The organism is Streptomyces sp. NPDC048352 (assembly GCF_040651895.1).
Taxonomy (GTDB): domain Bacteria; phylum Actinomycetota; class Actinomycetes; order Streptomycetales; family Streptomycetaceae; genus Streptomyces.
The window spans coordinates 163,307-184,022 of record NZ_JBEZKZ010000003.1; the positions used below are offsets into that span (position 1 = coordinate 163,307).

Annotated in this window: 18 protein-coding genes and 1 pseudogene; 5 read left to right on the top strand and 14 right to left on the bottom strand. The window is 72.5% G+C overall.

Features of this window, described 5'->3' with window-relative positions:
* Positions 1 to 69 precede the first annotated feature (69 nt).
* Both AB0D45_RS03225 and AB0D45_RS03230 read left to right on the top strand, forming a co-directional pair.
* The gene (locus tag AB0D45_RS03225; RefSeq protein WP_362455043.1) at positions 70 to 1,506 is read left to right on the top strand and encodes a cytosine permease; all 1,437 of its coding nucleotides are present in this window, start codon (positions 70 to 72) and stop codon (positions 1,504 to 1,506) included.
* Between the two features lie 82 nt (positions 1,507 to 1,588).
* Entirely contained in the window at positions 1,589 to 2,575 is a 987-nt protein-coding gene (locus AB0D45_RS03230; RefSeq protein ID WP_362455044.1) for an LLM class flavin-dependent oxidoreductase, read from the top strand.
* Between the two features lie 44 nt (positions 2,576 to 2,619).
* Here AB0D45_RS03230 and AB0D45_RS03235 read toward each other — a convergent pair whose 3' ends face one another.
* The 4 genes from AB0D45_RS03235 to AB0D45_RS03250 all read right to left on the bottom strand — a co-directional run bounded on the left by AB0D45_RS03235 (position 2,620) and on the right by AB0D45_RS03250 (position 9,017).
* Entirely contained in the window at positions 2,620 to 4,053 is a 1,434-nt protein-coding gene (locus AB0D45_RS03235) for a sugar porter family MFS transporter (protein ID WP_362455045.1), read from the bottom strand.
* A gap of 184 nt (positions 4,054 to 4,237) precedes the next feature.
* Positions 4,238 to 7,918, bottom strand: a complete 3,681-nt coding sequence (locus tag AB0D45_RS03240; protein ID WP_362455046.1) for an AAA family ATPase — start codon at positions 7,916 to 7,918, stop codon at positions 4,238 to 4,240.
* A 230-nt stretch (positions 7,919 to 8,148) separates the two neighbouring features.
* A complete protein-coding gene (locus tag AB0D45_RS03245; protein ID WP_361605137.1) occupies positions 8,149 to 8,361 on the bottom strand; it encodes a hypothetical protein in 213 nt (70 codons plus the stop codon).
* 374 nt (positions 8,362 to 8,735) lie between these two features.
* The gene (locus AB0D45_RS03250) at positions 8,736 to 9,017 is read right to left on the bottom strand and encodes an acylphosphatase (RefSeq protein ID WP_362455047.1); all 282 of its coding nucleotides are present in this window, start codon (positions 9,015 to 9,017) and stop codon (positions 8,736 to 8,738) included.
* Between the two features lie 132 nt (positions 9,018 to 9,149).
* Between AB0D45_RS03250 and AB0D45_RS03255 the strand changes: the two genes are divergently transcribed.
* Positions 9,150 to 10,034, top strand: coding sequence for a CAP domain-containing protein (locus tag AB0D45_RS03255; RefSeq protein WP_362455048.1), 885 nt, complete (start codon positions 9,150 to 9,152; stop codon positions 10,032 to 10,034).
* Positions 10,035 to 10,128: 94 nt separating this feature from the next.
* On the opposite strand, the gene AB0D45_RS03260 is transcribed toward AB0D45_RS03255, so the two are convergent.
* Positions 10,129 to 10,740: a flavodoxin family protein gene (locus tag AB0D45_RS03260; protein WP_362455049.1), complete on the bottom strand. Its 612-nt coding sequence runs from the start codon at positions 10,738 to 10,740 to the stop codon at positions 10,129 to 10,131.
* A gap of 130 nt (positions 10,741 to 10,870) precedes the next feature.
* On the opposite strand from AB0D45_RS03260, the gene AB0D45_RS03265 reads away from it, so the two are divergent.
* On the top strand, positions 10,871 to 11,275 hold the full coding sequence (locus AB0D45_RS03265; protein WP_362455050.1) for a helix-turn-helix domain-containing protein: 405 nt from the start codon (positions 10,871 to 10,873) through the stop codon (positions 11,273 to 11,275).
* Here the strand turns inward: AB0D45_RS03265 and mutM are convergent.
* The 9 genes and pseudogenes from mutM to AB0D45_RS03310 all read right to left on the bottom strand — a co-directional run bounded on the left by mutM (position 11,248) and on the right by AB0D45_RS03310 (position 20,179).
* Positions 11,248 to 12,117 carry a bifunctional DNA-formamidopyrimidine glycosylase/DNA-(apurinic or apyrimidinic site) lyase gene (gene mutM, locus AB0D45_RS03270; protein WP_361605152.1) on the bottom strand — a complete coding sequence of 290 codons (870 nt, stop codon included), beginning with the start codon at positions 12,115 to 12,117 and terminating at the stop codon, positions 11,248 to 11,250. The two genes, AB0D45_RS03265 and mutM, sit on opposite strands and share 28 nt — an antisense overlap.
* Before the next feature lie 90 nt (positions 12,118 to 12,207).
* A complete protein-coding gene (rnc, locus tag AB0D45_RS03275) occupies positions 12,208 to 13,029 on the bottom strand; it encodes a ribonuclease III (protein WP_362455051.1) in 822 nt (273 codons plus the stop codon).
* Positions 13,030 to 13,048: 19 nt separating this feature from the next.
* Positions 13,049 to 13,222, bottom strand: a complete 174-nt coding sequence (gene rpmF / locus AB0D45_RS03280) for a 50S ribosomal protein L32 (RefSeq protein WP_003965982.1) — start codon at positions 13,220 to 13,222, stop codon at positions 13,049 to 13,051.
* Between the two features lie 2 nt (positions 13,223 to 13,224).
* Positions 13,225 to 13,875: a DUF177 domain-containing protein gene (locus tag AB0D45_RS03285; protein ID WP_361605187.1), complete on the bottom strand. Its 651-nt coding sequence runs from the start codon at positions 13,873 to 13,875 to the stop codon at positions 13,225 to 13,227.
* A 140-nt stretch (positions 13,876 to 14,015) separates the two neighbouring features.
* Positions 14,016 to 15,068 carry an ATP synthase F0 subunit B gene (locus AB0D45_RS03290; RefSeq protein WP_362455052.1) on the bottom strand — a complete coding sequence of 351 codons (1,053 nt, stop codon included), beginning with the start codon at positions 15,066 to 15,068 and terminating at the stop codon, positions 14,016 to 14,018.
* 103 nt (positions 15,069 to 15,171) lie between these two features.
* Positions 15,172 to 15,651, bottom strand: a complete 480-nt coding sequence (coaD, locus tag AB0D45_RS03295; protein ID WP_361605190.1) for a pantetheine-phosphate adenylyltransferase — start codon at positions 15,649 to 15,651, stop codon at positions 15,172 to 15,174.
* 14 nt (positions 15,652 to 15,665) lie between these two features.
* Positions 15,666 to 16,250: pseudogene (rsmD, locus tag AB0D45_RS03300) on the bottom strand (16S rRNA (guanine(966)-N(2))-methyltransferase RsmD); the annotation flags it as partial.
* A gap of 39 nt (positions 16,251 to 16,289) precedes the next feature.
* Positions 16,290 to 18,494 (bottom strand): ATP-dependent DNA helicase RecG, encoded by a 2,205-nt coding sequence (gene recG / locus AB0D45_RS03305; RefSeq protein WP_362455053.1) that lies wholly within the window; start codon positions 18,492 to 18,494, stop codon positions 16,290 to 16,292.
* A gap of 26 nt (positions 18,495 to 18,520) precedes the next feature.
* Positions 18,521 to 20,179 (bottom strand): DAK2 domain-containing protein, encoded by a 1,659-nt coding sequence (locus AB0D45_RS03310; protein WP_362455054.1) that lies wholly within the window; start codon positions 20,177 to 20,179, stop codon positions 18,521 to 18,523.
* A 241-nt stretch (positions 20,180 to 20,420) separates the two neighbouring features.
* Here AB0D45_RS03310 and rpmB point away from each other — a divergent pair, with 241 nt between their 5' ends.
* Positions 20,421 to 20,606, top strand: a complete 186-nt coding sequence (gene rpmB / locus AB0D45_RS03315) for a 50S ribosomal protein L28 (RefSeq protein ID WP_007266795.1) — start codon at positions 20,421 to 20,423, stop codon at positions 20,604 to 20,606.
* Positions 20,607 to 20,716: the final 110 nt, after the last annotated feature.

The following is a 20,716-nucleotide window of genomic DNA, read 5'->3' on the forward strand; positions in this document are numbered from 1 at the left end:
TAGTGTTTTGCCCGCACATCCACGATGATGGACGACTTCCTCCCTCATCACGCCCCACGGAGCAACCGCATGTCCGCTGAGTCAGCCGCCGAAACCCGCGGGCTGGAGCCCGTACCCGACGGCGAGCGCACCGGCCGGGTGCGCGAGCTGGTCCCCACGTGGGTCGCCGCGAACATCAGCGTGCTGCTGCTCACCATGGGCGCGGGGCTGGTGATCTTCAACAAGCTCAACATCTGGCAGGTGCTCGTCGTCGCGGTCGCCGCGCCGGTCGTCTCGTACGGGATCGTCGGCCTGGTCTCCATCGCCGGCAAGCGCGGCGGCGCGCCCGGCATGGCGCTGTCGCGGGCCGTGTTCGGCCAGCGCGGCAACCTCTTCCCCGGCGCCCTGATCTGGGTGGCGCGCTGGGGCTGGGAGACGATCAACGCCGTCAGCGGCGCCTACGCCGTGCTGACCGTCCTCGACCTGCTCTTCGGGGTGCGGAGCAGCACCGCGCTCATCGTCGTCACCCTCCTCTTCTTCGTGGGCTGCACCTTCGCGGTCTCGGGGCTCGGCATCAAGGCGCTGCGCGTCTGCTCGACGTGGTCGACGTACCTCTTCGGCGGCTTCAGCGTGCTCGTCCTCGGCTACCTGCTCTTCACCACCGACTGGTCCGCCGTCTTCGGCAAGCCGGCCGGCTCCACCGCGATGATGGTCGCGGGCATCGGCACCATCGCGGCCGGCGGCATCAGCTGGGTCCCCTCGGGCCCCGACTTCACCCGGTACCTGCCGCGCACCGCCTCCGCCAAGGGCATGGTCGGCGCGACGATCGGCGGCGCGGGCGTGGTCGTCCTGCCGATGGTGCTGATGGGTGCGGTGATGGCGGTCGGCACGCCGGACCTGGCGAGCGCGCAGGACCCGGTCTCCTTCATCGGCGAGCTGCTGCCGACCTGGATCGCGGTCCCCTACCTGCTCATCGCCCTGATCGGGATGCTGCTGATCAACTCGATGTCGATGTACTCCGCCGGCTTCACCGCGCAGACCCTGGGCATCAGGGTGCCGCGCGCCTGGGCGGTCAGCGTCAACGCCGTCATCAGCCTGGTCTTCGGCTTCCTGCTGATGGTGGTGGCGACGAGCTTCTTCGGCTCGTTCATCTCCTTCCTGACCCTGCTGGCCGTGGCGTTCTCCGCGTGGATCGGCGTCTTCGGCGTGGACATGCTGCGCCGTACCTCCTACGACGGCCCCGCGCTGCTGGACACGACCGCGGGCAGCGCCTACTGGTACCGGGGCGGCTTCGCCTGGCAGGCGATGACCGCCTGGGGCGTCGCCCTGGTGGCGGGGCTGCTGTTCACCCGGGTGGACTGGTTCAGCGGGCCGCTCGCCGCCACCTGGATCGGGGAGAACGGCCTCGGCTGGGTGACCGGCATCGCCGTCTCCGCCGCGCTGTACGCCGTGCTGCCGCGCACCGCCGCCCCTGCCGTGCCGGGGCCGGGCGCGGAGCGCGAGCCCGCCGGAGCCCTGGCCGACTGACGCAGCGTCAGCTAACGTCCCCCCTCGCCCGCCCCGCCCGCATCCGGCGGAAGGGGCGCACCAGGCGAAGGGGGACCCTCCCATGCCCATCACCGTGGCCCGGTTCAACCTCGTCGACCCGAACGCCACCCCGGAAAGCCTCTCCGCCCGCTACCGGGCGGCGCTGGAGATGGCGCAGTACGCGGACGAGCACGGGATCGACACCGTCCAGACCGAGGAGCACCACGGCACCTCCAACAACTGGCTGCCCTCCCCCTTCGCCTTCGCCGGCGCGGTCCTCGGCGCCACCCGCCGGATCGCGGTCACCGTCTCCGCGATCATCGGCCCGCTCCACGACCCGCTGAGGGCCGCCGAGGACATCGCGGTGCTCGACCTGCTGAGCGGCGGCCGGCTGGTGACGGTGGCGGGCATCGGCTACCGGCCCGAGGAGTACGAGCAGCAGGGCGTGGAGTGGGGCCGGCGCGGGCGGCTCCAGGACGAGCTGCTGGAGACCCTGCTGAAGGCGTGGACCGGCGAGCCGTTCACCTTCCGCGGCCGCACCGTACGCGTCACCCCGCGCCCCTTCACCCAGCCGCACCCGCTGCTCCTGGTCGGCGGCAGTTCCAGGGCGGCGGCCCGCCGCGCGGCCCGGCTGGGGCTGCCCTTCTTCCCCAGCGCGCACCTGCCGGAGCTGGAGGCGTACTACCAGGAGCAGCTCGCGGAGCACGGCACCGAGGGGTTCTGCATGATGCCGGCCGCCGAGACCCCGCTGCTGCACGTCGCGGAGGACCCGGACCGGGTGTGGGCGCGGTACGGCGAGCACTTCCTGCACGAGGCGGGGACGTACGCCTCCTGGCAGTCCGAGGAGATCCGCAGCGCCGTACGGTCGGACGCGCGCTCGGTGGCCGGACTGCGGGCGGAGGGCGTCTACCGGGTGCTGACCCCGGAACAGGCGGTGGCGTACGCCCGGGGCGCCGGCGAGGCGGGGAACCTGGTGCTCCACCCGCTGTGCGGGGGCATGCCCGTGGAGGAGGGCTGGCGCAGCCTGCGGCTGCTGTGCGAAAAGGTGCTGCCCCGGCTCAGGGACTGAGCCGGGGCAGCACCGCGGAGGAGAGGGGTGGTGGCGGGGAGTGGTTACCCCATCTCCTCCAACGCCTTGCCCTTGGTCTCCGGCACCCACTTGAGGATGAACGGGATCGAGAGCACGGCGAAGACGGTGTAGATGACGTAGGCGCCGGACAGGTTCCAGTCCGACAGGGTCGGGAAGGTGACGGTGATGACCCAGTTGGCGACCCACTGGGCGGCGGCGGCGACGCCGAGGGCGGCCGCCCGGATCCGGTTGGGGAACATCTCGCCGAGCAGCACCCAGACCACCACGCCCCAGGACAGGGCGAAGAAGAGCACGAAGCAGTGCGCGGCGATCAGCGCGACCGTGCCCTGGGTGTCGGGCATGGAGATGTTGTCGCCGGTGCCGGTCTTGTAGGAGAACGCCCAGGCGCAGAGGCCGAGCGAGACCGCCATGCCGGCCGAGCCGATCAGCGCGAGCGGCTTGCGGCCGATCCGGTCGACGAAGATCATCGCGATCACCGTGCCGATGATGTTGATGATCGACGTGGTGAAGGAGTAGAGGAACGAGCTGGTCGGGTCGATGCCGACGGACTGCCACAGCGAGGAGCTGTAGTAGAAGATCACGTTGATGCCGACGAGCTGCTGGAAGACCGAGAGGCCGATGCCGATCCAGACGATCGGCAGCAGGCCGAAGCGGCCGCCGAGCAGGTCCTTGAAGGTGGACTTGTGCTCGGAGCGCATGGCCGCCTCGATCTCGGCGACGCGCCCGTCCAGGTCGACCTTGGTGCCCTCGACCTCGGACAGCACCTTCTTGGCCTCGGTGGTGCGGCCGACGGAGATCAGGAAGCGCGGGGACTCGGGGATGACGAAGGACATCAGCCCGTAGAGCACGGCGGGGACCACCATCACGCCGAGCATCCACTGCCAGGCCTCCAGCCCGCCGACCTTCCCGCGCTGCTCGCCGTCGGCGAGGTTGAGGATGCCCCAGTTGACCAGCTGCGAGACGGCGATGCCGATGACGATGGCGGCCTGCTGGAAGGAGGCCAGCCGGCCCCGGTACGCGGCCGGGGACACCTCGGCGATGTAGGCGGGGCCGATGACGGACGCCATGCCGATGCCGAAGCCGCCGACGACGCGCCACGCGGCGAGGTCCCAGAGCGCGAACGGGAGGGCCGAGCCGATGGCGCTCGCGGTGAAGAGGAGGGCGGCGATCTGCATGCAGCGGATACGGCCGATCCGGTCGGCGATGCGTCCCGCGGTGGCGGCGCCGAGGGCGCAGCCGATCAGTGCGGCGGCGATCACCTGGGCGAGTGCGCCCGATCCGACGTCGAAGCGGTCGCGGATGGCGACGACGGCGCCGTTGATGACGGAGCTGTCGTAGCCGAAGAGGAATCCGCCCATCGCCGCGGCCGCGGTGATGAAGATGACGTGCCCGAGGTGGTCGGGCTGGGACGCGCGTCCGCCGCCGGGCGCCGGTACCTGCGCTGTGCTGCTGGTCAAGGTGTGCTCCGTGGGGGGTCGTGTCCGTTCTCCTAGTGGCGCACAGGTCAATATCGGGCACCACTGGAAGGCGGGAGGCAGCACAGAGCCTATGTGTTCATTTCCTGAAGTCAAGAGGTCATGTGAAGGTCGGAATAACTTCAGGCCAGGGCTGTTGATTTCAGGTTTTGAAGGGTAGGAGCGTTCAGCGGAGTCGCTGGCTGATGACCTTCGAGACGCCGTCGCCCTGCATCGAGACGCCGTAGAGGGCGTCCGCGACCTCCATCGTCCGCTTCTGGTGCGTGATGACGATCAGCTGCGAGCTCTCTTGGAGCTCCCGCATGATGCGGATCAGCCGCTGGAGGTTGGTGTCGTCCAGGGCGGCCTCGACCTCGTCCATCACGTAGAACGGGCTGGGCCGCGCCTTGAAGATGGAGACCAGCAGCGCCACGGCCGTCAGCGAGCGCTCGCCGCCGGACAGCAGGGACAGCCGCTTGACCTTCTTGCCGGGCGGGCGGGCCTCGACGTCCACCCCGGTGGCCAGCATGTCGTCCGGGTCCGTGAGCACGAGACGGCCCTCGCCGCCGGGGAACAGCCGTGAGAACACCCCCTCGAACTCGCGGGCGGTGTCCTGGAAGGCTTCGGTGAAGACCTGCTCGACGCGCTGGTCGACCTCCTTCACCACTTGAAGGAGGTCGGCCCGGGTCTTGCGCAGGTCCGCCAGCTGCTCGCTGAGGAACCGGTGGCGTTCCTCGAGCGCGGCGAACTCCTCCAGCGCGAGCGGATTGACCTTGCCGAGCTGCTGGTAGGCGCGCTCGGCCGCCTTGAGCCGCTTCTCCTGACGGGCGCGGTCGAAGGGGCCGGGCCGGTTGCGCGGGTGCTCCGGGTCCGCCGGAAGCTCCTCGCCCTCGGCCGGCGGGGACGGAGGGACCGGCTGGTCGGGCCCGTACTCCGCCACCAGAGCGGCCGGCTCCACGCCCAGCTCCTCCAGCGCCCGCGTCTCCAGCTGCTCGATCCGCAGCCGCTTCTCGGCGCCGAGCACCTCGCCGCGGTGCACGGAGTCGGTGAGCTTGTCCAGTTCGCCCTTGAGGTCACGGCCCCGGCCGCGGGCCTCGCCCAGCTCCCGCTCGCGCAGCCCCTTGGCGTGCTCGGCGGCCGTCCGCTCCTGCTCCGCCCGGCCGATCGACACCTCCAGGTGCGCGAGCAGCTGCCGCGCCCCGTCGGCCACGGCCCGGGCCACCCCGGCCTCGTGCCGCAGCCGCTGCCGGCGCCGCTCCGCACGGGCCCGGGCCTCGCGTTCGGCGCGGGCGCCGCGGTCGAGCGCGTCCGCCCGCCCGGCCAGGCCCTTGACCCGCTCCTCGTGGGTACGCAGCTGGAGGCGGGCCTCCATCTCGGTCTGCCGCGCGTTCGCCCCGTCGGCGGCGAGCCGGTCCCGGACCGCGGTGTCGGGCTCGTCCGCCAGCGGCAGCTCCTGCGCCGCCGCGAGCCGCTCCGCGCACTCCTCCACGTCGGCCCGCGCGCGCTCGTACGCCTCCTCGGCGGTGGCCGCCGCCCGGGCGCTGCGCTCGGCTTCGCCCAGGGCGCCCTTCGCCTGCCCGGCGAGCCTGCCGAGCTGCTGGGCGGCCCCGGCCCGGGCCCGCTCCGCGGCCCGGCGCCGCTCCGCCAGCTCCTCGGCCCGGGCGGCGGCCTCGGCGTGGTGCCGCCGGGCGTTCTCCTCGGCCCCGGCCAGCGCGCGGCACTCGCCGTCCAGCCGCTCCAGTTCCGCCGCCGCCTCGTCCACGGCGGCCTGCACCTCGATCAGGCTGGGCGCTCCCGCGGAGCCGCCGTGCGCGACGTGGGCGCCGAGCACGTCCCCGTCGGTGGTCACCGCGATGAGGCCGGGGTGCTCGGCGACGACGGCCTCGGCCTCCTCCAGGCTCCCGACCACGACGTGCTCGCGCAGCACCCAGCCCACGGCCCACCGCACCTCGGCGTCCCCGCCGACGAACGAAGCGGCCGCCGGGTACCCGCACCCCGCCGCCACGTCCACGACCGCCGCCGCGGCCTCCGGCCCCGCCGGGGCGGAGCCGCGGTGCCGGGCGGGGGCGGGGTGGGGGGCGTCCGCGTGGGCCTGTCCGGGCAGTCCGGCGGCGCCCGCTGCCACGGGGCCCTGCCCCGGGATCAGCGCGGGGGCCGGGGGAGCGATGAGGAACGTCGCCCGCCCCGCATCGGCATCCCGCAGGTGCCGGATCGCCCCCGCCGCCGCCCCCGCGGAGGTCACGGCCACGGCGTCGGCGGCCGCCCCCAGCGCGGCGGCCACGGCGACCTCGTACCCCGGGGCCACCGCCACCCGCTCCGCCGCCGGGCCGAGCAGCCCCGCCAGCCGCTCGCGCGCCGCGAGCAGCGCCCCCGTCCCGTCCTTGCGCCGCAGCCCCAGCGCGAGCGCCTCCCGCCGCGCCGACACCGCCGCCCGGGACCGTTCCGCCGTGGTCAGCGCCTCCCGGGCCGCCGCCAGCGCGGCCTGCGCCCCGGTCAGTGCGGCCTTCGCCGCCTCGTACTCCCCCTCCACCGAAGGGTCCTCGAGCCCGCCGACCTCCTCGGCCAGTTCCTCGTACTCCTCCCGCGCGGCCCCCGCCCGGGCCAGCGCCTCGTCCCGGGCCGCCACGAGCCGCTCGACCTCCGCCTGCGCCGCGCCCGCCCGCGACCGGGCCGCCCCGAGCCGCCCCGTCAGCCGGGCCAGCTCCTCACGCCGGTCGGCGATGGCCCGGGCGGCGTCCCGCAGCCGGCGCTCCTCCTCGGCGAGCGCCCGCTCCAGCCCCGCCCGGTGCTCGGCGGTGTCCTCCAGCGCCCGTTCGGCCGCCTCCAGCGCGGCCGTCAGCTCCGCCTCCTGCTCCCGGATCCGCGCGGCCTCCCGCTCCATCTCCTCGGGGTCGCGGCCGCGCCGCTCCTCCTCGGCGGGGGCCGACGCGCTCCTGACCCGGGCCTCGGCCAGGGACGCCGTCCCGCGCACCCGCTCGGCCAGCTGCGACAGCTCGTACCAGGTGTGCTGGGCCCGCTGGAGCCGGGGCGCGAGGCGGCGTACCGTCTCCTCCAGTCCGGCCTCGCGCCGCAGCGCGTCGGCGAGGTCCCGCTCGGCGGACTCCTTGCGCTCCTTGAGTGCGGCCTCGTCGGCAATCTCCGCGTCGAGCGCGCTCCTGAGGGCGACGAGGTCGTCGGCGAGCAGCCGCAGCTTCGCGTCGCGCAGGTCGGCCTGGATCACGGCGGCCCGACGGGCCACCGCCGCCTGCCGCCCCAGGGGCTTGAGCCGGCGGCGCAGTTCGTCGGTCAGGTCCTGCACCCGCGCGAGGTTGGCCTGCATCGCGTCGAGTTTGCGCAGCGCCTTCTCCTTGCGCCTGCGGTGCTTCAGGACGCCCGCCGCCTCCTCGATGAAGGCGCGGCGGCCCATGGGGTCGGCGTGCAGGACGGAGTCGAGCTGGCCCTGGCCGACGATGACGTGCATCTCGCGGCCGATGCCGGAGTCGGAGAGCAGCTCCTGGATGTCGAGGAGCCGGCAGGTGTCCCCGTTGATCTGGTACTCGCTGCTGCCGCCGCGGAACATGATCCGCGTGATCGTGACCTCGGCGTACTCGATGGGCAGGGCCCCGTCGGAGTTGTCGATGGTCAGGGAGACCTCGGCCCGTCCGAGCGGCGGCCGCCCCGTGGTGCCCGCGAAGATGACGTCTTCCATCTTCCCGCCGCGCAGGGACTTGGCCCCTTGTTCCCCCATGACCCAGGACAGCGCGTCCACCACGTTGGACTTGCCCGATCCGTTCGGGCCGACGACGCAGGTGATGCCGGGTTCGAAGCGCAGGGTGGTGGCGGACGCGAACGATTTGAAGCCGCGCAGGGTCAGGGACTTGAGGTGCACGCCGCCGGACTCTACCTTTCACGTTCGGTTTCACCCCTGAAGGTGCAGGGCACATCAGACGTTAAAGGAAGCACCACCCGCCCCCGGCGCGGCGGGGCGGCAGCCGTGCGGGAAAGAAGGAGCCGGAGCGGGTCAGGACTCGGGGGAAAGCCCGGGGAAAGAAAGAAGGGACGCCGAGGCGTCCCTTGCAGATCATTCGGGGCTGGAGTCGAACGACGGGTGAGCGCGGACTAGGTGAGCGCAGGCTCCGCCTTGGATACGTCCACGATGCTGTCGAGCACCGAGTCTCCGTGCTGAGCGGCGGCCGCGGTCAGTGCGTCGTTCTCGGACTGGATCCGTCCGAGCTCGGACTCGAGGTCCTGGACGCGCTGCTGAAGCCGTCGCATCTCGGCGAGGAGTCGCGGGTCGGAACCGCCGACGTAACCGAGAAGCGCCTTTGCCATGATGGATGGTCCTCCACACTGAGTGACCGACCGAAGCGGTGTGGGTCGTGAGGGAATCGCACCCGCGGATGTCCGACAGCGACAACCAGTAGCCAGTCACTGCGCGCCTTGTCTTGCTCAAACTGCCTACTGCCAGCACTGCCAAACAGCTCAGGTGCGCGGGGCTTCCAGCGTCTCACCAAAAAGTTTGACGGTCAACACGATCACGCCCCGTATCGGCGGGCGGCCCGGTCCGCGCGAGGGGCGGAGAGATCCGCTTCGCCTCCGAGCCTTCCACGGATGTCCGGCCGCGGCAACGCCTCGGCGGCGAATGCGCAGATCCGACCGGGTGCGGACGTTCCTGAGGCCTGATCCGTCCATGACCGGTCGCTCGCTCACCGGATCTCGAAGCCGTCGTAGCCGCCGCGCGGTGTGCCCCAGATCTCTGTCACTCCGTCCACCCGGCCGGGCGTGTCGGAGGAGCGGAGCCAGTCCAGCAGCCGGTGGCAATTCTCACGTTGACCTTCCGCCACCACCTGCACTCGGCCGTCGTCGAGGTTGAGCGCGAAGCCGGCCAGTCCACCGATCTCCAGAGCATTGGCCCTGGTGAACCAGCGGAAGCCCACTCCCTGTACACGGCCGCGCACCCAGGCGGTCATGCGGACATCTTCATTCATGCAAGAACGCTAACCGGGCAAAGGGTTTCGCAGCGCGTCACCCCCCTGGGCCCATGGGCTACAGTCCCCCACCAATGACTCACCCGTTCGGGTGAGCAAACGTTGATCTTGCAAAGGGAAGGCACGGCACCCATGGGACGCCACCGACTGCACGCCGCACCTCGGCGCGGCGCCAAGCGCACCGCCGTGCGTACCGGGCTGCTCGGCGGCGCGGTGGCGGTGGCCCTCGGTACGGCGGCCGTGACGACCGGGTTCGTCCCGGTCGGCGGCTCCTTCCCGTACGTCGGAACGGGCTCCGGCGAGAAGACCGAGGCCCGGGCCGAGCCCTCCCCCACCCCCGCCGGCGGCGGGGCCGAGCAGCCGAACGGCCTGGCCAACCTGTCGGGCCGGGCCTCCGCCGCCCCCGAGGCGAGCGCGTCCCGGACGGCCCCCTCGGCCTCCCCCAGCCCGTCCGCCCCGCCCTCCCCCTCGGCGTCACCGTCAGCCTCCCCCTCGCCCTCGGCCTCTCCCAAGGCCCCGGAGAAGAGTGCGGCTCCGGCCGCCCCGAAGCCCGTGGCCCCCAAGCCCGCGGCTCCCGAGCCGGTCGCCCCGAAGCCCCCGGCGGCGCCGAAGCCGCCGGCCCCGCCGGCGACCGACGGGCACTCCGCCGAGGAGGCGGAGGTGCTCGCACTGGTGAACCAGGAGCGCGCCCAGGCCGGGTGCGTCCCGGTGCGGGCGAACCCGCCGCTGGCGGCGCTGGCCGGTGCCTTCAGCAAGGACATGGCCGTACGGGGCTTCTTCGACCACACCGACCCGGACGGGAACACCCCGTGGCAGCGGGCCCAGAACGCCGGCATCTCCGGCATGGGCGGCGAGAACATCGCGCGCGGCCAGGGGGACGCGAAGTCGGTGATGCAGGCCTGGATGAACAGCCCGGGCCACAAGGCGAACATCCTCAACTGCGAATTCCGCACCCTGGGCGTCGGCGTCCACTTCGCCTCGGGCGGCCCCTGGTGGACGCAGGACTTCGGCTTCTGACGGCCCGGCCGCCCGGGGGCTTCCCGGGCCGACACGGGGATGTCCGGGCCGCCGGGGAGCTCCCGGCCGGCCGGCCGCCGGAGCGGCGCGGCGCTCAGACCGCGGCCACCGCCAGGGCCGCCCGGCCCGCCAGGACCACGCGGGTGTGCTCGGCGACGCGCCGGCCGAGGTGCTCGGCGGTGGCGATGTCGGCCTTGTGGACGCCCTCCGGACCCTCGTCGGAGTTGGTCTGGGCGGCCGCGCCGGAGGAGAAGCCGAGGCGGTTGAGGTCGAACTCGGTGCCGGCGGTGGAGTTCCAGCCCGGCTTCAGACCCAGGTTGACCCAGCTCATGCCGTGCTGCGAGGCCAGCATCTGGAAGTACTGCAGGGTGTTCAGCTTGTCGCCGGCCTTGGAGGCGGAGTTGGTGAAGCCCGCGGCGACCTTGTCCTGCCACGCGTCGCCGAACCAGCGCTTCGAGGTGGCCTCGGCGAAGACGTGGAAGGCGCCGGACGCGGTGCCCATGTAGGTCGGCGAACCGAAGATGATCGCGTCGGACCCGTCGAGCAGGTCCCACTCGGCCTCGCCGATCTCGTCGACCTTGATCAGGTGGACCGTGGCCCCCGTGGCGGCGGCGCCGGCCCGGACGGCCTCGGCGACGACGGCGGTGTGGCCGTATCCGGAGTGGTAGGCGATGGAGACGACGGGGGTGGTGGTGTGCGCGGACATGGCTGTTCTCCTCAAGAGCGTGGGGGGCGGCGCGGTGCGACCGGCGCAAAGCGACGCTGAGGAAAGGTAAGCACTAACTTTTAGAAAGCGCAAGCAGAAAGTTAGCGCTCCCCCGGAGTACGCTTGTCGTATGCAGAAGCCCACCTGTACCGGAGCCCTCCCGGCCGACCTGGCCTTCGACGTCTTCGCGCGCACCTGCCCCTCGCGGGAAACCCTGGAGCACGTCACGGGCCGCTGGGGAAGCCTCACCGTGGGCGCGCTGCGCGAGGGCCCCTGCCGCTTCAACGAGCTGCGCCGCCGGGTCGAGGGCGTGAGCGAAAAGATGCTCTCCCAGACCCTCCACGCCCTGGAGCGCGACGGCATCGTCCACCGCGAGGCGCAGCCGACCAACCCGCCCCGCGTGGACTACGAGCTGACCCCCCTGGGCTGCGAGGTCGCCGACCGGCTGCTCGCCCTGATCCACTTCGTGGAGGGCAGCATGGCCGAGGTCATCGCCTCCCGGGAGTCCTACGACGCCGCGCGCGGCGGCCGCTGACAGCGCGGGCAGAAGAAGCTGGACCGGTTCATCCACGCCCGCCGCCGCATCGGCGTACCGCAGCGGCGGCAGGGCTCGCCCTCGCGCCCGTACGCGTCGAGGGACCGGTCGAAGTAGCCGGATTCGCCGTTCACGTTGACGTACAGGCTGTCGAAGCTGGTGCCGCCGACGGCGAGGGCGGCGTTCATGACCTCCCGGACATGGGTCAGGAGTTCCGCGCTCCGGGGGCGGGTGAGGGTGGCGGTGGGGCGCTCGTAGTGCAGCCTCGCGCGCCACAGCGCCTCGTCGGCGTAGATGTTGCCGACCCCGCTGATCAGCGACTGGTCCAGCAGCGCCCGCTTGACGGTGGTGCGCTTCGCGCGGAGCGCCAGGTGGTAGGCCCCCTCCTCGAAGAGCGGGTCCAGCGGGTCGCGGGCGATGTGCGCGATCACGTCCGGCAGCCCCTCGGCGCTGCCGGGGACGGTCTCGTGCAGCGAGAGCCCGCCGAAGGTGCGCTGGTCGACGAAGCGCAGCTCGGTGCCGGCGTCGTCGGCGAAGCGCACCCGGATCCGCAGGTGCTTCTCGTCGGGGGCGCCGGCCGGCTGCACCAGCAGCTGCCCGCTCATCCCGAGGTGGCCGAGGACGGACAGCTCCCGCCCCTCCAGGGGCAGCCACAGGTACTTCCCGCGCCGGCGGGGCACCCCGATGGTCTGGCCGGCCAGGCGCGCCGCGAAGTCGGGGCCTCCGGCCAGGTGCCGGCGCACGGCCCGGGGGTGGAGCACCTCGACCGCTTCGACGGTCCGCCCGGCCACCCAGCGCTCCAGGCCGCGCCGCACCACTTCGACCTCGGGCAGCTCGGGCATGGGTTCCTCCTGGACGGGGGCGGGACGCGGCGGGGAAACAGCGAACCCCGCCGCACCGGGGTGCGACGGGGTCACTGTAGAAGAAAGCGGTCAGACGCCCGGCGCCGGGTCGACGGGAGCCGGCGCCCCGTCGACCTGTGCCGGTGCGGCGGCGGCAGCGGCCTCCGCCGCCTTCCGCTCGTCCGCGGCGGCGCGGATGCCGCGCCAGGCGGACTCCGCGGCCTGCTGCTCCGCTTCCTTCTTGCTGCGGCCGGTGCCGGTGCCGTACGAGACACCACCGACGCGGGCGGCAGCAGTGAAGGTCTTCTCGTGGTCCGGGCCCGTCTCGGTGACCAGGTACTCCGGTACGCCGAGCCCCTCGGCGGCCGTGAGCTCCTGGAGACTGGTCTTCCAGTCGAGGCCGGCACCGAGGTTGGAGGACTTCTCGATGAGCGGGTCGAAGAGCCGGTGGACCAGCTCCGAGGCCGCGTCGAGGCCCTGGTCGAGGTAGACCGCGCCGATCACCGCTTCAAGGGTGTCGGCGAGGATGGAGGCCTTGTCCCGGCCGCCCGTGCCCTCTTCACCCCGGCCGAGCCGGATGAAGGAACCGAGGTCGAGGCCACGCCCGACCTCCGCCAGCGCACGAGAGTTGACCACCGCGGCCCGCAGTTTGGCCAGCTGGCCTTCGGGCAGGTCGGGGTGGGTGGTGTACAGCGTGTCCGTGACCACCAGGCCCAACACGGAGTCCCCGAGGAACTCCAGGCGTTCGTTGGTGGGCAGACCGCCGTTCTCGTACGCGTAGGAACGGTGGGTCAGCGCACGCACCAGAAGGGCGGACTCGAGTCGGTACCCGAGCCGCCCTTCCAGAAGCGTGTGGGACGAGGCCGCGTTGTTACTGTCTGCCTGCTTCTCAGCGTTGGACAGCTCAGACATTGCGCCTCTCACCAGCCGCTCAGACCTCGAGGACCTGGCGCTTGTTGTAGGTGCCGCAGCTCGGGCACGCGATGTGCTGGAGCTTCGGCTCCTGGCAACGCTCACACGAAACCAGGGTGGGGACCGCAGCCTTCCACTGCGACCGGCGGTGGCGCGTGTTGCTGCGCGACATCTTCCGCTTCGGAACAGCCACGGCTACTTCTCCTGCTTCTCGGCGGCGCTCTGAACGTCGTCAGATGCAGTGCCGCTCATGTTGTCCTTCTCGTCGTCCTGATCGGTCACGACGAGTTCCTGCAAAGCCGCCCAACGGATGTCGACGGCGTCGTGGTGGTGCTCCGGGTCGTCGTTCAGGCTGAGCCCGCAATCGGGGCACAGTCCGAGACAGTCCTCCCGGCACACCGGCTGCATCGGCAGTGCGAGCACCACCGCGTCACGCAGCACGGGTTCGAGGTCGAACAAGCCGTCCTCGAGGAAGAGCGTGTCCTCGTCGTCCTCGGCGTCGTCGGCCGGCTCCGCCTTTGCGCGGCCCCGGTCGTCGGCGTCAGGGTACGAGAACATCTCCTGGAAGTCCGCCTTGAGCTCGCGCTCGACGGTCTCCAGACACCTTACGCACTCCCCCACGGCCGATGCACGGACGGTGCCTGTGACAAGCACCCCTTCCATGACCGACTCCAGGCGGAGGTTGAGCTTCATCGGGGCGCCCTCCGGCACTCCGATGACGTCGACGAGACCGAAGTCCGCCGGCGTCTCGACCTCGCAGGACAACCGCTGCATGGCACCAGGACGCCGACCCAGCTCGTGCGTGTCGAACACGAGGGGGTTGCGGTGGTCGAGGCGGGTGTTCAGGGTCGTTCCTGCTTTCACAGATCGCTGAAGATCAAAGAATGGTGCGCATGTCCCGCACGTACGGGCAGCACGGATCGCGGTGCATACGCGCGACCGAACAGCCAGGATACCCGGCCCTTCGCCCTGAGCCCAATCCGGGCCTAGCGCCCCTGTTCGTACTGGCGCAGCTGGTCGAGGTTGATCATGCTCGTGTCGAAGAAGCTCGTCTCGTCGAGCGCCGGCTGCCGGGGGTGCTGCGGCTGCTGCGGCTGCTGCGGTTGCTGGTACGCGGCGTACGGGTCGGGCTGCTGGAGGTAGCCGCCGTACGGGTCCGACTGCTGCGGGTAGCCGGTGTAGGCGTCCTGGTAGGCGTACGCGTCCTGGGCCGGCTGCTGGGGATACGGGGCGGCGTAGGAGGCGGTGTACGTGTCGTACACCGGCTCCGGCTGGGCGGGGACCGGCAGCGGCTCCGGCCCCGGGTCCGCCAGTCCGGCGAGGAAGTCCGCGTCGCTCGCGGGGCGGGCCCCCTGCGCTCCGGCGGCATCCTGCGCGGCCATGTGCGCGCCGAGGTCGTCGGTGGGGACCCTGCCCAGCAGCTTCTGGCGGCCCCGGCCGACGGCCTCCAGGGTCTTGGCGAGCACCGCCTCGAAGGTGGCCAGCTTCCGGTCCACGTACGCGTCCGCCTGCTCGCGCTGCGTCCGCGGGTCGGAGCTGCGCTCGGGGGCGTCCGTGTCCTCGAAGCCGTCGTGGCCCTGGCCGTCCGGGCCGGGGCCGCGGCCCAGCAGCTTCTCCCGGCCGCGGTCCACCGAGCCGATCGTCTTGCTGAGCACGACCTCGAAGTTGGCCAGCTTGCTGTCCACGTAGTCGTCGGCCTCGGCCCTGATCTCCGCGGCCTCGCGGCGGGCCTCCGCCAGGATCCGGTCCGCCTCGCCCTGCGAGCGGCGGGCGATCTCGGTGTCGGAGATCAGCGAGCCGCGCTGGGCGTGCGCGGTCTCGATGATGCGCTCCGCCTCCCGGCGGGCCTCCTCGACCAGCTGCTCCCGCCCGCCGATCAGCTCCCGGGCCTGGGCGAGCGAGCCGGGCAGGGCCTTGCGTACCTCTTCGAGCTGCGCGAGGAGCTCCGCACGGTTGATCACGCAGGAGGCCGACATCGGCAGGGAGCGGGCGCCGCCGACGGCCGCGACGATCTCGTCCAGCTTCTTCTGTACGTCCATGGGGGGCTCGCGCTCTCTTCGCCTCGGACTGACGGGACGACTGTAGGGCCACCGGGCGGACGCGGGGGACGGGCCGGGGAAGCTCAGCCCGTCCGTCGGAGGGTCACTTGGCGCGCAGCCGTTCGGTCAGCGCCGCGTGCACGGGCGCGGGCAGCAGGTGGGCGACGTCGCCGCCCCAGGTCGCGACCTCCTTGACCAGGGAGGACGACAGGAAGCTGTAGGTGGGGATGGTCGGTACGAACAGGGTCTCGACGCCGGACAGGCCCCTGTTCATCTGGGCCATCTGGAGTTCGTAGTCGAAGTCGCTGACCGCGCGCAGGCCCTTGACGATGGCCGGGATGTCCCGCTGCTTGCAGAAGTCGACGAGCAGGCCGTGGAAGGCCTCCACCTCGACGTTGCCGTAGTCGGCGGTCGCCTCGCGGATCAGCTCGATCCGCTCCTCGACGGTGAACAGCCCCTGCTTCGACTTGTTGATCATCACGGCGACGTGCACGACGTCGTACAGCCTCGCGGCGCGTCCGATGACGTCGAGGTGTCCGTTGTGGATGGGGTCGAAGGACCCCGGACAGACCGCGCGGCGCAACTGAACTCCCTCGTTCATGAGTCTTCGCTGGTGGAGGCGGCGCGACCGTACCAAAGCGTGCCCTCGCCGTACTTCCGCGAACGGAGCGGCTCGAAGCCGTCGGGCCACGGGAAGGCGCCGCTCCTGGTGCTGCGTTCCACGGTGACCAGTGCATCGCCGGTGAGCCAGCCATTGGAGCGGAGTGTGATCAGGATCTCCCGCAGTTCCCCGTGGTCCACGGCGTACGGCGGGTCGATGAAGACGATGTCGTACGGCTCCCCGTGCGCCGGGACCGCGACGATCTGCTCGGCCTTGCCGGCCCGGAACTCGGCGCCGGGCAGGCCGACCGCCTTGATGTTGTCCCGGATGGCCTTGGCGGCCTTCGCGTCGGGCTCGACCAGCAGCGACCGCTCGGCGCCGCGGGAGAGGGCCTCCAGGCCGACCGCGCCGGAGCCCGCGTACAGGTCGAGCACCCGGGCGCCCTGCACGCCGTGCAGGGACTCCCAGGTGGAGAAGAGCCCTTCGCGCATCCGGTCGGAGGTCGGGCGGGTGCCGGTGCCGGGCGGCACGGCCAGCCGTCGCCCGCCGGCGGTGCCGGCGATCACGCGGGTCATCTGGGGTCCTTCGGTGTTCGGGGGCTACCACGGGCACCCCCATTGTCATCCCTTCTCCAGGTACTGCTCCCGCTCGGTGTCCAGCAGCGCGCCGAGGGCGGTGCGCAGGCCGGGGAGGTGCTCCAGCTCGGGGTCGGCGGCGACCACGCGGGTGGCTTCCTCCCGGGCCTGGGCGATGACCTCCTCGTCCTCGATGACGGCGAGCATCCGCAGCGAGGAGCGCACGCCGGACTGGGCCTGGCCGAGGACGTCGCCCTCGCGGCGCTGTTCGAGGTCGATCCGGGAGAGTTCGAAGCCGTCGAGGGTGGCGGCGACGGCGGCGAGCCGGGCGCGGGCGGGGCTGGCCTCGTGCATCTCGCTGACCAGCAGGCACAGGCCCGGTGCGGAGCCCCGGCCGACGCGGCCGCGCAGCTGGTGGAGCTGGGAGACGCCGAAGCGGTCCGCGTCCATGATCACCATGACGGTGGAGTTGGGGACGTTCACCCCGACCTCGATGACGGTGGTGGCGACCAGCACCTTGACCTCGCCGGCGGCGAAGCGGCGCATGACGTCGTCCTTGTCGGCGGGGTCCATCCGCCCGTGAAGGACCTCGACGGCGAGCCCGGCGAGGGGTCCGCGGCTGAGCTGCTCGGCGATCTCCAGCACGGCCAGCGGCGGCCGCTTCTCCGCCTCGTCCTCCGCGGAGGCCTTCTTCTTGCCGGCTTCGTCCTCGCCGTCGCCGATCCGCGGGCACACCACGTACGCCTGGTGGCCGTTCTCCACCTCCTCGCGGACCCGCTCCCAGGCGCGGGTGAGGAAGTGCGGCTTGTCCTTGGCGGGCACCACGTGGGTGGCGATCGGGGAGCGGCCGGCGGGCAGCTGGTCGAGGACGGAGGTCTCGAGGTCGCCGAAGACGGTCATCGCCACGGTGCGCGGGATCGGGGTGGCGGTCATCACCAGCAGGTGGGGTGGCTGCTTGCCCTTGGAGCGCAGGGCGTCGCGCTGTTCGACGCCGAAGCGGTGCTGCTCGTCCACGACGACCAGGCCGAGGTCGTGGAACTGCACCTTGTCCTCGATCAGCGCGTGCGTGCCGATGACGACGCCGGCCTCGCCGGTGACCAGGTCGAGCAGGGCCTGGCGGCGGGCGGCCGTGCCCATGGAGCCGGTGAGCAGCACCACCTTGGTGCCCTGGTCGGAGCCGCCCAGCATCCCGCCTTCGGCGAGTTCGCCCATCATCTCGGTGATCGAGCGGTGGTGCTGCTGGGCGAGGACCTCGGTGGGGGCGAGCATCGCGGCCTGTCCGCCGCAGTCGACGACGGCGAGCATGGCCCGCAGGGCCACCATCGTCTTCCCGGAGCCCACTTCGCCCTGGAGGAGGCGGTGCATGGGGTGGCTGGTGGCGAGGTCGTCGAAGATCTCGCGGGAGACGGTCTGCTGGCCTTCGGTGAGGGTGAAGGGGAGTTTGGCGTCGAAGGCGTCCAGGAGCCCGCCGGGGGCGGGGCGGCGGGCGACCGCCGGGAGCTGGGAGTCGGCGTGCCGGCGGCGGGCCAGGGCGACCTGGAGGACGAAGGCCTCGTCCCACTTCAGGCGTTGGCGGGCGTCCTCGACGTCGGCCTTGGTGGCGGGGCGGTGGATCTTGAGCAGCGCCTCGGTGAGCGGGACCAGGCCGCGGCCCTCGCGCAGGGCGGGCGGCAGCGGGTCGACGGCCTCCTGGGCGCTGGGCAGTACCGCGTCCACGCACTTGGCGATCTTCCAGGACTCCAGCTTGGCGCAGGCCGGGTAGATCGGGATCAGCTGGTTGGCGAAGGCGGTGGCGGCGTCCCGGTCGGAGGCGTCGGCGCCGAGGGGCTCGTAGGCCGGGTGCGCGAGCTGGAGCTTGTGGTTGAAGCGCGACACCTTGCCGGCGAACATCGCGCGGCTTCCGGGGAGCAGTTCCTTGTGCGGCTTGTGGACGCCGGCGCCGAAGAAGACCAGCTGGAGGCGGCCGCTGCCGTCGGTGATGGTGACTTCAAGGCGCTTTCCCCCGCCGCGGCTGCCCTGGTAGGTCATCAGGCGGGCGTCGGCGACCTGGGCGACGACCGTGACGTGCTCGTCGAGCTGGTCGGCGAGGTCCGCCAGCGACGTCAGCTCGCCGCGCTCCGCGTACCGCCGGGGGTAGTGGTGGAGCAGGTCCAGGGCCGTGTGCAGGCCGAGCTGCTCGGCCAGCACCTTGGCGGTGGCGGGGCCGAGGGTCTTCTTGAGGTCTTCGTCGAGCGCGGGCACGTGTTCCATTGCACACCATGCCTGTGACAAGGCTGCTATTCGACTCCGATGAGCAGGGGCGCGCAGTAGCGCCCGCCGCGGTAGGTGACGGTGTCGACGGCCAGGTGCGCGTGCTGGACGTACGCCTCCAGGTGCGCGGCGAGGGTGTCCGGGACTTCGGGTCCCAGGACGAGGGTGACCAGTTCGCCGCCGGAGCCGAGCATGCGGTCCAGGACCGCCTCGGCGGTCTCGGGCAGGCCCGCGCCGATGACGGCGACGTCGCCGTCGATGAGCCCGAGGACGTCCCCGGCCTGGCAGATCCCGGCGGAGGTGAAGGACTGCCGTTCGGCGACGGCCAGTTCCCCGTAGCGGGTGGCCCCGGCGGCCGCGGTCATGGCGACGACGTCCTCGTCGAAGCTGCCCTCCGGATCGTGCACGGCGAGGGCGGCCAGGCCCTGGACCGCCGAGCGCGTGGGGATCACGGCCACCCGTACCCCTTCCGCGCGCGCCTGTTCGGCGGCGGCCGCGGCGGCGGCGCGCAGCTCCGGGCAGCCGGGCAGCAGGACGACCTCGCGGGCGTGTGCCCGGCGGACGGCGTCGAGCAGCTCGGCGGCGGCGGGCTGCTCCCCGGGGCGGGCCAGCACCGTGGTGGCGCCGGCCTCGCCGCACAGGGTGGCCAGCCCCTCGCCCGGGACGACCGCGACCACGCCCCGCTGGGCGCGGGGGGCGGTGGCGCGGCGGCGCTGGTCGCCGAAGTGGGTGATGCGGATCCGGTGGGGCCGCCCGGCGACGACCCCGGCCTCGACGGCGGCGCCGGGGTCGTCGACGTGCACGTGGACGTTCCACAGCCCGTCGCCGCCGACGACCACCAGGGAGTCGCCGAGCCCGTCGAGGGCGGTGCGCAGCGCGTCGACGGCCTGGTCGGAGGCCTCCAGCAGGTAGACCACCTCGTACGCCGGGCCGTCCTGCCCGTGCTCGCACGGCTCGGGGTCCAGCGGTACGGGCAGGGGCACGGCGGGGCCGCGTACGGGCTCGGCGGCGGGTTCCCGGCCGGACAGCGCCTGCCACAGGGCGCCGAGTACGGCGACCAGTCCGCAGCCCCCGGCGTCGACCACCCCGGCCTTCCCGAGGGCGGGAAGCTGCCCCGGGGTCTCGGCGAGGGCGGCGCGGGCCCCGTCGTAGGCCGCGCGGGCGACGTCGGCGGCGGTGGCGGCGGTCCCGGCGGCGGCCGCGGCGCGGGCGGCGGCCGCGGCGACGGTGAGCATGGTGCCCTCGACCGGGTGCGCGACGGCCCGGTAGGCCTCCTCGGCGGCGCGGGTCAGGGCCCGGGCGAGCAGCGGGCCCGGGGCGCGGCCGGCGGGGTCGGCGGCGTCGGCGCCCAGGACGTCGGCGACTCCGCGCAGCAGCTGGGCGAGGATGGTCCCGGAGTTGCCCCGGGCGCCTATGAGGGCGCCGTGCGCGTAGGCCCGTACGGCCGCGGCGAGGGTGGCGGGGGGCGCTGTGCCTTCCGTCACCCCGGCGAGGGACTCGTCCAGGGCCCGGGCGGCGGCTTCGGCGGTGAGGTAGAGGTTGGTTCCGGTGTCGGCGTCCGCGACCGGGTAGACGTTGATCGCGTCGATGTCCTCGCGGGCCCGGCCCAGTGCGGCCAGGGCCAGCGAGCTCCAGGTGCGCACCGCGTCGGCGTCGAGGGTGTGCGGGCCAGGCTCGTGGGCCACCGGGCGTTCCTCCTTGTGCGGGCCGGGGTTCACCGCAGGGTAACGAAGGGGGGCCTCCGCTTCGGGCGCCCGGGGCGGAGGTGTGCCCCGTCATGGTAGTTTTCTCGGACCCAAGCAGTCGTTGTATGCTGCTCAGGTTGCCCGTCGAGAGTCGGGTCATTCGTCCGGCAAGCCACTTCAGATCTCTGATTCCGGTGCGCCGGATTCCACCGTAATTGCATCTGAAGTCTTGGAGTGACCTGTGGCTGCCAACTGCGACGTTTGCGCCAAGGGGCCGAGCTTCGGCAACAACATCTCCCACTCGCACCGCCGCACCTCGCGTCGCTGGAACCCGAACATCCAGCGCGTCCGTGCCGTGGTCAATGGGACGCCGAAGCGCCTCAACGCCTGCACCTCGTGCATCAAGGCCGGCAAGGTCTCGCGCTGACGCCTCCCGTCGTCGTAGCGCAGCTCTTTCCGGTTGCCAAGAAGGCCGGTTCACCTCTGGTGAACCGGCCTTTTGCCTTGTCCGGCGGGCACGCCTGACGGGCGGCCGCG

Excerpts from the sequence above, each read along its gene's own strand:
- AB0D45_RS03265 (WP_362455050.1), top strand. The coding sequence starts at position 10,871 with ATGCAGAAGCCCACCTGTACCGGAGCCCTCCCGGCCGACCTGGCCTTC.
- AB0D45_RS03230 (WP_362455044.1), top strand. The coding sequence starts at position 1,589 with ATGCCCATCACCGTGGCCCGGTTCAACCTCGTCGACCCGAACGCCACC.
- AB0D45_RS03225 (WP_362455043.1), top strand. The coding sequence starts at position 70 with ATGTCCGCTGAGTCAGCCGCCGAAACCCGCGGGCTGGAGCCCGTACCC.
- AB0D45_RS03250 (WP_362455047.1), bottom strand. The coding sequence starts at position 9,017 with ATGAATGAAGATGTCCGCATGACCGCCTGGGTGCGCGGCCGTGTACAG.
- AB0D45_RS03245 (WP_361605137.1), bottom strand. The coding sequence starts at position 8,361 with ATGGCAAAGGCGCTTCTCGGTTACGTCGGCGGTTCCGACCCGCGACTC.
- recG (WP_362455053.1), bottom strand. The coding sequence starts at position 18,494 with ATGGAACACGTGCCCGCGCTCGACGAAGACCTCAAGAAGACCCTCGGC.
- mutM (WP_361605152.1), bottom strand. The coding sequence starts at position 12,117 with ATGCCCGAGCTGCCCGAGGTCGAAGTGGTGCGGCGCGGCCTGGAGCGC.
- AB0D45_RS03290 (WP_362455052.1), bottom strand. The coding sequence starts at position 15,068 with ATGGACGTACAGAAGAAGCTGGACGAGATCGTCGCGGCCGTCGGCGGC.
- AB0D45_RS03260 (WP_362455049.1), bottom strand. The coding sequence starts at position 10,740 with ATGTCCGCGCACACCACCACCCCCGTCGTCTCCATCGCCTACCACTCC.
- AB0D45_RS03255 (WP_362455048.1), top strand. The coding sequence starts at position 9,150 with ATGGGACGCCACCGACTGCACGCCGCACCTCGGCGCGGCGCCAAGCGC.
- rnc (WP_362455051.1), bottom strand. The coding sequence starts at position 13,029 with ATGTCTGAGCTGTCCAACGCTGAGAAGCAGGCAGACAGTAACAACGCG.